Annotated in this window: 11 protein-coding genes; 4 read left to right on the forward strand and 7 right to left on the reverse strand. The window is 31.7% G+C overall.

What is annotated here, in order from left to right; genetic code table 11:
* Nucleotides 1–792 (reverse strand): DUF2797 domain-containing protein, encoded by a 792-nt coding sequence (locus MED152_RS07095; protein WP_015481180.1) that lies wholly within the window; start codon nucleotides 790–792, stop codon nucleotides 1–3.
* A 59-nt stretch (nucleotides 793–851) separates the two neighbouring features.
* On the opposite strand from MED152_RS07095, the gene MED152_RS07100 reads away from it, so the two are divergent.
* Nucleotides 852–2,360: a GH3 auxin-responsive promoter family protein gene (locus MED152_RS07100; RefSeq protein WP_015481181.1), complete on the forward strand. Its 1,509-nt coding sequence runs from the start codon at nucleotides 852–854 to the stop codon at nucleotides 2,358–2,360.
* Nucleotide 2,361: 1 nt separating this feature from the next.
* Here the strand turns inward: MED152_RS07100 and MED152_RS07105 are convergent, their stop codons facing one another.
* The 4 genes from MED152_RS07105 to MED152_RS07120 form a co-directional block, all read right to left on the reverse strand.
* The gene (locus tag MED152_RS07105; RefSeq protein ID WP_015481182.1) at nucleotides 2,362–3,339 is read right to left on the reverse strand and encodes a polyprenyl synthetase family protein; all 978 of its coding nucleotides are present in this window, start codon (nucleotides 3,337–3,339) and stop codon (nucleotides 2,362–2,364) included.
* 93 nt (nucleotides 3,340–3,432) lie between these two features.
* Nucleotides 3,433–4,470, reverse strand: coding sequence for a 23S rRNA (adenine(2503)-C(2))-methyltransferase RlmN (rlmN, locus tag MED152_RS07110; RefSeq protein ID WP_015481183.1), 1,038 nt, complete (start codon nucleotides 4,468–4,470; stop codon nucleotides 3,433–3,435).
* A 266-nt stretch (nucleotides 4,471–4,736) separates the two neighbouring features.
* Nucleotides 4,737–5,786 (reverse strand): tRNA preQ1(34) S-adenosylmethionine ribosyltransferase-isomerase QueA, encoded by a 1,050-nt coding sequence (gene queA / locus MED152_RS07115; RefSeq protein WP_015481184.1) that lies wholly within the window; start codon nucleotides 5,784–5,786, stop codon nucleotides 4,737–4,739.
* A 73-nt stretch (nucleotides 5,787–5,859) separates the two neighbouring features.
* A complete protein-coding gene (locus MED152_RS07120; RefSeq protein WP_015481185.1) occupies nucleotides 5,860–7,089 on the reverse strand; it encodes a 3-phosphoshikimate 1-carboxyvinyltransferase in 1,230 nt (409 codons plus the stop codon).
* 55 nt (nucleotides 7,090–7,144) lie between these two features.
* On the opposite strand from MED152_RS07120, the gene MED152_RS07125 reads away from it, so the two are divergent.
* A complete protein-coding gene (locus MED152_RS07125) occupies nucleotides 7,145–10,252 on the forward strand; it encodes a glycosyl hydrolase (RefSeq protein WP_015481186.1) in 3,108 nt (1,035 codons plus the stop codon).
* Nucleotides 10,253–10,301: 49 nt separating this feature from the next.
* Here MED152_RS07125 and MED152_RS07130 read toward each other — a convergent pair whose 3' ends face one another.
* Nucleotides 10,302–10,550, reverse strand: coding sequence for a hypothetical protein (locus MED152_RS07130; protein WP_015481187.1), 249 nt, complete (start codon nucleotides 10,548–10,550; stop codon nucleotides 10,302–10,304).
* Nucleotides 10,551–10,755: 205 nt separating this feature from the next.
* Between MED152_RS07130 and MED152_RS07135 the strand changes: the two genes are divergently transcribed.
* Entirely contained in the window at nucleotides 10,756–11,226 is a 471-nt protein-coding gene (locus tag MED152_RS07135; protein ID WP_015481188.1) for a hypothetical protein, read from the forward strand.
* 152 nt (nucleotides 11,227–11,378) lie between these two features.
* A complete protein-coding gene (locus MED152_RS07140; RefSeq protein WP_015481189.1) occupies nucleotides 11,379–12,002 on the forward strand; it encodes a type IV pili methyl-accepting chemotaxis transducer N-terminal domain-containing protein in 624 nt (207 codons plus the stop codon).
* 24 nt (nucleotides 12,003–12,026) lie between these two features.
* On the opposite strand, the gene MED152_RS07145 is transcribed toward MED152_RS07140, so the two are convergent.
* Nucleotides 12,027–12,353, reverse strand: a complete 327-nt coding sequence (locus MED152_RS07145) for a nucleotide pyrophosphohydrolase (RefSeq protein ID WP_015481190.1) — start codon at nucleotides 12,351–12,353, stop codon at nucleotides 12,027–12,029.
* Between the last annotated feature and the right edge of the window lie 4 nt (nucleotides 12,354–12,357).

Raw genomic sequence — 12,357 nt, forward strand, 5'->3', positions numbered from 1 at the left:
TTAAATTTCGATATTCACTACTAAACCTTCATTAGATCTTACATTAAAAACAGTTTCGTCTTCAAAAATTAAATACTGACCTTTTATACCCACTAATTTACCTGTATAAGTGGGTGTTTTAATTAGGTTTAAACTTTTAGGTTTTGCAGGGTATTGCGTAACTGGAAAGTTAATATTGGTTTCTGTATTGCTTTCAATAAAATAAGCACTGGCTTCCTCTGGAATGTATTGTTTTAACTTTTCTCTCCATTCTACTAAGTCTACATCTTCAATATCATTTTTTAGCATTTTACGCCAATTGGTTTTATCTGCTACATGTTCTTTTAAAGCTACCTCTGTAATTCCTGCTAAATATCTGTTGGGTACTTCTACAATTTCTATGGCTTCATGTGCACCTTGATCAATCCATCTTGTAGGCACTTGCTGCTTTCTTGTAACCCCTACTTTTACATTGCTAGAATTTGCTAAATAAACAATATGTGGTTGTAATTGCACACGCTTTTCATAGGCTAAATCTCTGTCCTCTTCATCTAAATGTGCCTTACTAAGTTCGGGCCTCATAATCCAATCTGCAGCTTGTGGAATATCAAAAAAACAAGATTGGCAATACCCTTGCCTGTATATTTTTTTTTCTAGATGACAGTTTAAACATTCGTAGGTAACAAAAGAAAGTTTTATTTCTTTAGATATCAGCTGATTCATGTTTAGAAAATCGGTTTTCATATCTAAATAATATTGAACCTCATCTCCAATTTCGGTCATCATTTTTCTTAATACTCCTTGATACTGCATAAATAAATTTTGTTATTTTTAGCTTATCAACAAACTTACAAAAAAAACGAATTTCATTTATGCCTTATCCTATTGTTAATTCAATTATTTCTTGGTTTTTAAAGAAAAGAATTCATCAAATAGAATTGTTTTTAAAATACCCAACAGATGTGCAAAATGAACTTTTATTGAAGTTAACAAGTGCTTCAAAACGCACAGAATTTGGTAAAAAACACAATTTTTCATCCATAAAAAGTTATACCGATTTTGCAATGCAAGTGCCTATTCAGAAATATGAAAGTATAGAGCCACTGATAGAGCGTTGTAGAAAGGGCGAACAAAATTTATTTTGGCATACACCTATTAAGTGGTTTGCGAAAAGTAGTGGTACTACCAATGCAAAAAGTAAGTTTATACCTGTTAGTGATGAGGCTTTAGAATATTGCCACATGAAAGCTGGTAAAGATATGTTGTGCTTGTACATACACAATAATGAAGAGACTAAATTATTTACAGGTAAGGGTTTAAAATTAGGTGGAAGCTCAGATATTTACGAAGACAATAACTCGTATTTTGGAGATTTATCTGCAATTATTACAGAGAATTTACCTTTTTGGGCAGATTACAGTTCTGCACCAAGTCAAGAAGTTTCGATGATGTCTGAATGGGAAACCAAGATGGAAGCCATTATTGATGAAACCATAAATGAAAATATTACGAGTTTGGTGGGTGTACCTAGTTGGATGCTGGTTTTATTGAATCGTGTTTTAGAACGTACAGGAAAAAATCATATTCTAGAAGTTTGGCCTAATTTGGAAGTATACTTTCATGGAGGAGTAAACTTTAATCCCTACAGAGAGCAATACAAAAAGCTTATTCCTAAGCAAGATTTTCAATATTATGAAACTTACAATGCCTCTGAGGGCTTTTTTGCAATTCAGGATGAAAATGGTTCTAAGGAATTGTTACTCATGCTAGACTATGGAATTTTTTATGAGTTTATAGACATGAAAAATTACAAAGGTGAAAGCTCAGAAACCATTCCGCTTTCTGAAGTAGAAAAGAATGTTGATTATGCTTTAGTTATTACAACCAATAGTGGTTTATGGCGTTATTTAATTGGAGATACCATTCGTTTTACTTCTTTGCAACCTTATCGCATTAAAATTACAGGAAGAACTAAACATTACATCAATGTGTTTGGAGAAGAGTTAAATATAGAGAATGTAGAAGATGCTCTAAAACTAACCTGCGAAAAAACAGATGCTTTAATTAAAGAATACACTGCTGGCCCAATTTTTATGAAAGATAAAAAAAGTGGTGGTCATGAATGGGTCATTGAGTTTACCAAAAAGCCAGAAAGTATGGATTATTTTACAGAAATATTAGACAATTCATTAAAAGCAATTAACTCTGATTACGAAGCAAAACGTTACAACTCTATGACGTTAGCCATGCCAAAAATTCATGTAGCTAAAGAAGGTTTATTTTATGAATGGCTAAAAAAGAAAGACAAATTAGGAGGGCAACATAAAGTACCAAGGTTGTCTAACTCAAGAGATTTTGTAGAGGAGTTGTTAGAATTGTAGCCTAAATTTTACGCTCTACAACATAATCAATCATTTGAAGTAAAGAGGCTTTGTAGGGCGATTCTGAATAGTTATTTAATATAGCGATGGCTTTGCTTTTATAGGCATTCATTTGTGAAATGGTATAATCTATACCACCATTCTCTTTTACAAAAGCAATCAATTCTTTTACACGAACTTTGTTTTTATTATGCTTTTTAACGGTATTAATAATCCAAGCTTTTTCTTTTGCAGAGCAATTATTTAGCGTGTGTATTAAAGGCAAAGTCATTTTTTGTTCTTTAATATCTATGCCTGTTGGTTTCCCTATTTTTTCATCTGAATAATCAAACAAGTCATCTTTTATTTGAAAAGCGATACCAATATATTCTCCAAACTTTCGCATTTGTTGCACAGTATCTTGGTTTGCACCAACAGAGGCAGCTCCAATACCACAACAAGCAGCAATTAATGTGGCTGTTTTTTGACGAATAATATCAAAATAAATGTCTTCTGTAATGTCTAACTTTCTAGCTTTTTCAATTTGCAACAATTCGCCTTCACTCATTTCACGAACAGCAATCGAAATCAATTTCAGTAAATCAAAATCTTCATTATCTATAGAAAGTAACAATCCTTTAGAAAGTAGAAAATCGCCTACTAAAACTGCAATCTTATTTTTCCAAAGGGCATTTATAGAGAAAAAACCACGTCTTCTGTTGGAATCGTCTACAACATCATCATGCACCAAAGTTGCAGTATGAATTAACTCGACTACGGATGCTCCTCTATACGTACGTTCATCAAAACCACCATTAGAAACCATTTTTGCAACTAGAAAAACAAACATTGGTCTCATTTGTTTACCTTTTCTACGTACAATATAATAGGTAATTCTGTTTAATAAAGGCACTTTAGAAAGCATGGAATCTTTGAACTTTTTTTCGAAAAGTTCCATTTCTTTCTTAATAGGCAATTTTATAAGTTCTACTGGTTTCATGTAACGTGAACTAAATACAGAATTTGACTGCAAAAATACGAAATATAAACAAGAAGAAGGGTTGTTGGTAAAGCAAGAGTTCTTACTAAAATATTAAGCTTTATTTGCTAATTGGCCACAAGCTGCATCTATATCTTTACCTCTACTTCTTCTTACATTTACAGTAATATCATGCATTTCTAAATTAGAGATGTAATTGTTTAAGGCTGCATTACTAGCTTGTTGAAATTGACCATCGTCTATTGGATTGTATTCAATTAAGTTTACTTTGCAGGGCACATATTTACAGAATTGTACCAAAGCTGCAATGTCTTCTTTTTTATCATTAATACCTTCCCAAACCACATACTCATACGTAATTGCTCTTTTGGTTTTTTCATACCAATATTCTAAAGATTCTTTTAAATCTTTTAAAGGAAAAGTAGTGTTAAAAGGCATTATTGATGTTCTAACCTCATCTATTGCAGAATGTAGAGAAACCGCTAAATTAAATTTTACTTCTTCATCTGCCATTTTTTTAATCATTTTTGGCACACCAGAAGTAGACACTGTAATTCTTTTTGATGACATTCCTAATCCTTCTGGAGAGGTAATCATCTCTATAGATTTTAATACGTTTTTATAGTTCATTAAGGGCTCACCCATTCCCATAAAAACAATATTGGTTAATTTATGATTGTGATATAACCTGCTTTGTTTATCGATTACAACAACTTGATCGTAAATTTCATCTGGATTTAAATTACGCATTCTTTTTAAACGAGCAGTTGCACAGAACTTGCAATCTAGACTACAACCAACTTGACTAGAAACACATGCTGTTGTTCTTTTTGGTGTAGGAATCAATACAGACTCTACTACTAAGCCATCATGTAATTTAATTCCGTTTTTTATAGTACCATCTGCACTTTTTTGCATAGAATCTACTTTGATATGGTTGATAACAAAGTGCTCTTCTAACATCTCTCTTGTTTTTTTAGAGATATTTGTCATGTCTTCGAAAGTGTGCAAAGACTTGCTCCATAACCATTCATATACCTGATTTCCACGAAAAGCCTTGTCGCCATTTTCTACGAAAAAATCACGCAATTGTTCTTTGGTTAAAGCTCTTATGTCTTTCTTTTTAATCAATGGTTCTTATTTTTTAAATGCTATTATTCTGATTGCAAAAATACACTAATATTTTAAGGTAAACTTTAAGTTTTGTCTTTGGTTGTTTTTGTGATTAGGCTTACTAATTTTTTCTATTGACTTCTATGTTATCCAACCTTTTCTGTCATGCTAATTCTTGAGTTAAAAAAGATAAACAATTGAGCACCGTCAATAATAAATATCTAAAAGAAAAAACTGATAATTCTATGCAGAATTATCAGTTTTAAAAATGATTTATTTCTTTATTAGATGATGATCATCGCATCTCCATAAGTAGAGAATTTATAACCTTCTTTTACTGCTGTTTTATACGCTTCCATTAAAAAATCATAACCCGCGAATGCTGCAGCTTGCATCATTAACGTAGATTTTGGAGGATGAAAGTTTGTAATCATTGAATTTGCAATGCTAAATTCGTAAGGAGGAAAAATGAATTTGTTCGTCCAACCTTCAAAAGGATTTAATTGTGCATTAGAAGAAACCGAAGATTCTACAGTTCTCATAACTGTTGTACCTACTGCACAAACTCTTCTTTTTTCTGCTTTTGCTTTGTTAATTTTATCTGCTGCATTTGCAGGAATCACAATTTGCTCAGAATCCATTTTATGCTTAGATAAATCTTCTACCTCAACAGGACTAAAAGTTCCTAAACCAACATGTAATGTCATTTCTGCAAAATCTACTCCTTTAATTTCCAAACGCTTCAATAAGTGTTTAGAAAAGTGCAAACCTGCAGTTGGTGCAGCCACAGCCCCTTCGTTTTTAGCAAAAATAGTTTGGTAACGTTCTTCATCTAACTCTTCAACTTCTCTGTTTACAGATCTTGGTAAAGGTGTTTCACCTAGTTCTAATAATTTCTCTCTAAAAGCTTCGTAACTACCATCAAATAAGAAACGTAAAGTTCTACCTCTAGATGTAGTATTGTCTATTACTTCTGCAACTAAACTATCATCTTCTCCAAAAAATAATTTGTTTCCAATTCTTATTTTTCTTGCAGGATCTACTAAAACATCCCACAATCTATTTTCTGCATTTAGTTCTCTTAATAAGAAAACCTCAATTCTTGCTCCTGTTTTTTCTTTATTTCCATACATTCTTGCAGGAAATACTTTGGTATTGTTTAGCATTAAAACATCGCCTTCATCGAAATAATTAATTACATCTTTAAAGGTTTTGTGCTCTATGGTTTGCTCTTTTCTGTTTAATACCATTAAACGAGACTCATCTCTATGTTCTGCAGGATATTTTGCCAACAATTCTTCTGGCAATTCAAAATCGAAGTTTGATAATTTCATAAGTGTATTTTACTATAAAGATGCAAATATACGATATGAGAATAGGCGTTGTCAAGTGTTTGACACTTTATCTTTACAAACGAGTAATATTAATACCAATCTGCTCAATATCATTCCAGAATTTTTGGTAAGATTTTGTAACTACTTCAGCATCATTTATTTTAATAGAAACCTTTAAAGCCAAAGGCGCAAAAGCCATTGCCATTCTATGATCATTATAGGTATCAATAGCTACATTGCTGTTGATTGAAGTAGCAGTTTCTACTTGTAACGTTTCGTTTGTAATAATTACTTTTGCTCCAAGCTTCGTTAACTCATCATGCAAGGCAACTAATCTATCAGTCTCTTTAATTTTTAAGGTATGTAAACCAGACAAGTTACAAGCAATACCTTCTGCAAAACAAGTAACAGCAATAGTCTGTGCAATATCTGGAGCGTCTTTTAAGTTTCTAACTAAAGTTTCTCTTTTGGTGTTTTTCTCTTTAGTGAGCGTAATACAATCTTCGCCAAAAGTAGTTGCAACTCCGAAATGTTTGTAAATTTCTGCCAAGCAAGAATCACCTTGAAGGCTTTCTTTTTTATAAGCAGACAATTTTACAGATGAACCCAATTCAGATAAAGCTACAATTGAGTAAAAATAACTTGCTGATGACCAATCTGACTCTACAACAACAGTTTGCGTTTCTATAGATTCTTTAGGAAATACTTTAATGATATTATCTTCAAAACTACTTTCTATGCCAATTTGAGAAAGCAAGCTTAATGTCATATTGATATAAGGAACCGAAGTTATTTTACCTGTCAATTCTATTTCTAAACCATTATCTAGTTTAGAAGCAATTAATAATAATGATGAAATATATTGGCTACTTACATTACCATTAATTTGTACTTTATCTTTAGTTAGTTCTTTACCTTTAATTTTTAATGGAGGATAACCTTCTTTTACAGCATAGGTAATATCTGCACCTAAATCTCTAAGTGCATTTACCAAAATTTCAATAGGTCTGTTTTGCATGCGCTCAGAACCTGTTAAAAAAACCTCTCTACCTCTGTTTACTGCAAAGTAAGAAGTTAAAAAACGCATTGCAGTACCTGCATGACCAATGTCTACCAATAAATCTTCTGTGGTTAAGGCATGATGCATGTGTACAGAATCATCTGAATCTGATAAATTATCAATAGTAATTTCAGGAAAAAGCTTTTGTAGAATTAGTAATCTATTCGACTCGCTTTTAGAACCAGAGATTGTTATTTCTTCTTGTATTCTTCTATCCTCTAAAACATTTAACAATATGTCCATTCTAAAAACTGATTTAATTTCTTACTTTTAAATTCTAAATTTACAACTAACCAACATGAAAAAAATACTTTTTCTGGCTGTTTGCATCTTCTTTTCTGCAAATGCCAAAGTTAATGCACAAAAAAAAGTTACCCAAGTTTCTAACGATAATTTTAGCGCTGTAAAATGGAGAAATATTGGTCCCTTTAGAGGTGGTAGAAGTGCTGCTGTAACAGGAGTTGCTGATAAAGCCAATCTTTTTTATATGGGTTCTACAGGAGGTGGAGTTTGGAAAACAACAGATGCTGGAGGTACTTGGCAAAATATTTCAGACGGATTTTTTGGAGGTTCTGTAGGTGCTGTAGCTGTTTCTGAATCAGACAATAACGTAATGTATGTTGGAATGGGAGAAAAAACCGTTCGTGGAAACGTATCTTCTGGAGATGGTGTTTGGAAATCTGAAAATGCTGGTAAAACATGGAGACATGTGGGATTAAGCAACTCAAGACATATACCTAGAATGCGCATTCATCCTAAAAATTCTGATATTGTTTTTGCAGGAGTTATGGGTGATTTATACAAACCAACACAAGACAGAGGAGTTTACAAAACAACAGATGGAGGTGAAACTTGGCGCAAAGTTTTGTTCTCTAATGAAAATGCTGGTGTAGTAGATTTAATAATCGATCCAAACAACCCAAGAGTTTTGTATGCCACAACTTGGAATGTAAGAAGAACACCTTATAGTTTATCTTCTGGGGGAGATGGTTCTGCTCTTTGGAAAAGTACAGACGAAGGTGAAACTTGGACAAACATTTCTACCAACAAAGGTTTACCTGGTGGTATTTGGGGTATTGCAGGCGTAACAGTTTCACCTGTAAATTCTGATATTGTTTATGCTTTAATTGAAAACAAAAAAGGAGGCGTTTACAAATCTACAGATGCAGGAGAAACATGGAGATTAATTAACGCTGAAAGAAAATTAAGACAAAGAGCTTGGTATTACACACGTTTGTATGCAGATACGCAAGATGAAGATATTTTATACGTTTTAAATGTTCGTTATCATAAATCTACAGATGGTGGTAGAACTTACAAAACCTATAATGCACCTCATGGAGATCATCATGATTTATGGATAGCACCAGAAGACAACCAAAGAATGATTATTGGTGATGATGGTGGAGCACAAATTTCTTTTGATGCTGGTGAGAATTGGAGTACTTATATGAATCAGCCAACCTCTCAGTTTTACAGAGTAACTACAGACAATCATTTTCCTTACCGAATTTTAGCTGCACAGCAAGACAATTCTACTGTTCGAATTTCTCATAGAACAGATGGTCGTTTTATAACTGAATCTGATTGGTCTTCTACAGCTGGTGGAGAAAGTGCGCATATTGCTGTAGATCCTTTAAATGATGACATTGTTTATGGAGGTAGTTATGGTGGATTTTTAACAAGAGTAAATCATAAAACTGGAGATACTAGAGCTATTAATGTTTGGCCAGATGACCCAATGGGTCATGGTGCTGAAGATTTTAAATATCGTTTTCAATGGAATTTCCCAATCTTCTTTTCACCTAATAATAAAAAGCGTTTATATGCAGCTTCTAATCATTTACATGCTACTGATAATGAAGGACAAAGTTGGAAATTAATTAGTCCTGATTTAACTAGAAATGATCCTAAAACACTAGGTCCTTCAGGTGGGCCAATTACCAAAGATAATACTGGAGTAGAATATTATGGAACTATTTTCGCTGCTACAGAATCTGCTTACGAACCTGGTTTAATTTACACTGGTTCTGATGATGGTTTAGTGCATGTTACCAAAAATAATGGCGAAACTTGGGAGAATATTACTCCTAAAAAAATGCCTGAATGGATGATGATTAACTGCATAGAAGTTGATCCTTTTACCAAAGGAGGTGCCTATATTGTTGGTACAAAATACAAATCTGGAGATTACAAACCTTACATCTACAAAACAGAAAATTATGGTAAATCTTGGGAGTTAATTGTAAACGGAATTGGCAATGAAGATTTTACACGTGCACTAAGAGCAGACCCAAAACGTAAAGGTTTATTATATGCAGGTACAGAAAGAGGTATGTACATGTCTTTTGACGATGGTAAAAACTGGCAAAGCATGCAATTGAATTTACCTATTGTACCTATTACAGATTTAGCCATTAAAGAAGATAATTTAATTGCGGCTACTCAAGGACGTTCTCTTTGGATTATTGATGATTTAACTGTATTTCATCAATTAGATAAATATGTAGCCAAAAAAGAGATGTTCTTATACAAGCCAAAAGATGCCTATAATTTATCTGGTGGTAGAGGAAGAACTTCTAGAACTGCAGGTACAAACCATTCTGGAGGTGTAAACATGTATTATTACCTAAAAGATTTAGAGGATAAAGATGTGGTTTCAATTACCATTTCTGATGCTAATGACAATGTAATTAAAACCTTTTCTACCAAACCAAATAAAGATTTAAAAGAAGGCAAATTAAACGCTAAAGAAGGCAATAATATATTTAATTGGAACATGATGTACGATGGTGCTGAATCTGTGAAAGGCATGATTTTATGGTGGGCTTCTTTATCTGGGCCAATGGCATTGCCTGGCACTTACAAAGCCACTTTAAAATTAAACGATGCACAACAATCTCAGCAATTTACTATTTTGAAAAATCCGGTTTCTGAAGCCACTGAAAGTGATATGAAAGCACAGTTTGACTTTATTAATGACATTAATACTAAAATGACTGAAATTCATAAAGCATTAAAAAATGTAAAGAAAGTAAGAAGTCAGGTTGGTCTGCTAAAAAAATCTATTGCTGATAAAGAAGCTAACAAAGATTTGATAGATTTTGCAGATAAATTAGTAAAAGATATGACCACCATTGAAGAAACTTTGTATCAAACAAAATCGAAAAGTGGTCAAGATCCGTTAAACTTTCCCATACGTTTAAACAACAAATTGGCACATTTAAACTCATTGACAAGGGTGGGTAATTATGCACCAACAGATCAAGCAATAGCCTTTAAAAATGAAATTACAGCTACTATAGATGTAGAATTGGCAAAACTATATCAATTGTTTGATAATGAAGTAAAAACCTTAAATCAAAAAGTAAAAGAAAGTAACATCAATTTAATTCAAATCGATTAAACTTATATTTTACAGCATAAAAAAAGCGACTTTAAAAAGTCGCTTTTTTTTATTTCATATTCTTATTGGTTATCCACAAACCGTAAATAATACTTATTACAATTTTCATACCCCAAAACGCAGCCCATTTTCCGTTTGTAAAATTTTGTTCTGCAATTGCCATAAAATCACCAGAAATTATTGCACTCCAACTATTAATGAATAGAGAAATAATAGTTACGAAAAAGAAAAAAGGAATGGCAACTTTTAAAAAGTTAGACCAAAATAAAGGGTTATTAATATTTTTTTTGAATGACATATTACTAGTTTTTAATACTTTACAAAATAAATTAAGAGATTTTAACTATATTTAAACATACTTTCTTTAGCCCTCAAATCTATGAAAAGAAAAATTAGTTTATTCTTTTATTACCTTATTTATATTATTATACATTAATAAATACCTTTTATTTACAGATGTAAAACATCAAGACAATAATGTAAAAGTTGTAAATATTGCTGGTATGCAAAGAATGTACGTGCAAAAAATTACAAAGCTGGCTTTGTACTATGAGTTGCATAGTACTCCAGAATTGGTAAACATTAGTGGTTTACAAGAAACGTATGATTTATTTGAAGATAACCACAATAATTTAAAAACAAACTACATTACAAATTACAATGATTTTGTTTTAGAAGAATTATTTAATGAGTTAGAGCCTTATCAAACCAAAATAGAAAATAGCTCTAAAGGATTAATTGCTAATTTTAAAAACTACAACACTGCTAAAGAATTTGTTACCATTATAAAAAATAACGAATCTAAATTCTTAAAAATAATGAATGCTATTGTATTAAGATATGAGGAATTAGCACAGCAAAGAATTGACGAAGTAAAAACTAGAGAAATTACTTTCAACACCTCTTATGCTCTGATATTCATATACATACTACTCTTCATTTTTATCCCTTTTCAAAAAGTTCGTGTTAAATAAAAATGTTAAAAAAATAGTTTTGCCGCTTTTTTTTACTAAATTGAAGCAGTTTTCCCCAACATAATTTCTATCATTTTACTATAACAACTAAAGTAGATTATATTTTTAGTTTTTATAGTAAACCATTAATTGTATCACTAATACAGAATGATATGAAAGTAAGGTTAATATATGGCTTGGTTATCTTTATTATCGTTTATTCTATTGAACGCTATATAGATCATCAAAACCGAGAAAAACTGTTTACAAATATTGAGCTGGTAAATATTGCTGGTAAACAACGTATGTACAGTCAGAAAATTACCAAATTAGCACTCTATGCTAATGAAAGTCCGTTTAAATTACTGGTAATTAACAAGGAGTTAGAAGACGCTTATCATCAATTTTCGACAACTCATAATAAGCTTAGTGAACAAAGGAAAAAGGGCAAAAGCGATGTTTACTTAGATGAATTGTTCACGAATCTGGAATCTTATTATCAAGAAATAATGATTAATACCATTGTTTTAATAGAAAACACTAGAAATGGCGTTAGTTCCAATAATGAGAGAACAGAAGAAGCAATTGAAACCATTAAAAAGAACGAAAATCAGTTTTTACATTTAATGGATAAAATTGTAAATCAATATGAGAAAGAAGGTAAAGCAATCATTGAGGTAAGTGCTGCAAGAGAATCTACTTTTAATATTATTTTTATTGCACTTTTAGCTTACATTGTGTTTTTTGTATTATTACCCGATCACAGTAAAAAAGGGGGTAATGTATTTAATTTTTAGAGTAAACAATAAAAGTAAAACTTATTATTTCAGTTTTTGATTGTTGTGATGACGATCATGATCTCTTTTTGTTTTGATGTCTAACTTTTTTTCAAAAGCATTTTGCAAATCTATTCCTGTTTGATTCGCCAAACACAAAACCACAAATAATACATCTGCTAGCTCTTCACCTAAGTCTTTGTTTTTATCGGATTCTTTTTCACTTTGCTCTCCATATCTTCTTGCAATAATTCTTGCAACCTCACCAACCTCTTCTGTTAATTGCGCCATATTTGTTAGTTCATTAAAATAACGAACTCCATGATTTTTAATCCAATCATCAACCTGTTTCTGTGCGTTTTCTATGTTCATAGTT

The sequence above is a fragment of the Polaribacter sp. MED152 genome (genome assembly GCF_000152945.2).
GTDB lineage: Bacteria > Bacteroidota > Bacteroidia > Flavobacteriales > Flavobacteriaceae > Polaribacter.

Bases quoted from the DNA above. Each gene is read 5' to 3' on its own strand.
- MED152_RS07095 (WP_015481180.1), bottom strand. From the start codon at position 792: ATGCAGTATCAAGGAGTATTAAGAAAAATGATGACCGAAATTGGAGAT.
- MED152_RS07100 (WP_015481181.1), top strand. From the start codon at position 852: ATGCCTTATCCTATTGTTAATTCAATTATTTCTTGGTTTTTAAAGAAA.
- MED152_RS07105 (WP_015481182.1), bottom strand. From the start codon at position 3,339: ATGAAACCAGTAGAACTTATAAAATTGCCTATTAAGAAAGAAATGGAA.
- queA (WP_015481184.1), bottom strand. From the start codon at position 5,786: ATGAAATTATCAAACTTCGATTTTGAATTGCCAGAAGAATTGTTGGCA.
- MED152_RS07120 (WP_015481185.1), bottom strand. From the start codon at position 7,089: ATGGACATATTGTTAAATGTTTTAGAGGATAGAAGAATACAAGAAGAA.
- MED152_RS07125 (WP_015481186.1), top strand. From the start codon at position 7,145: ATGAAAAAAATACTTTTTCTGGCTGTTTGCATCTTCTTTTCTGCAAAT.
- MED152_RS07130 (WP_015481187.1), bottom strand. From the start codon at position 10,550: ATGTCATTCAAAAAAAATATTAATAACCCTTTATTTTGGTCTAACTTT.
- MED152_RS07135 (WP_015481188.1), top strand. From the start codon at position 10,756: ATGCAAAGAATGTACGTGCAAAAAATTACAAAGCTGGCTTTGTACTAT.
- MED152_RS07140 (WP_015481189.1), top strand. From the start codon at position 11,379: ATGAAAGTAAGGTTAATATATGGCTTGGTTATCTTTATTATCGTTTAT.
- MED152_RS07145 (WP_015481190.1), bottom strand. From the start codon at position 12,353: ATGAACATAGAAAACGCACAGAAACAGGTTGATGATTGGATTAAAAAT.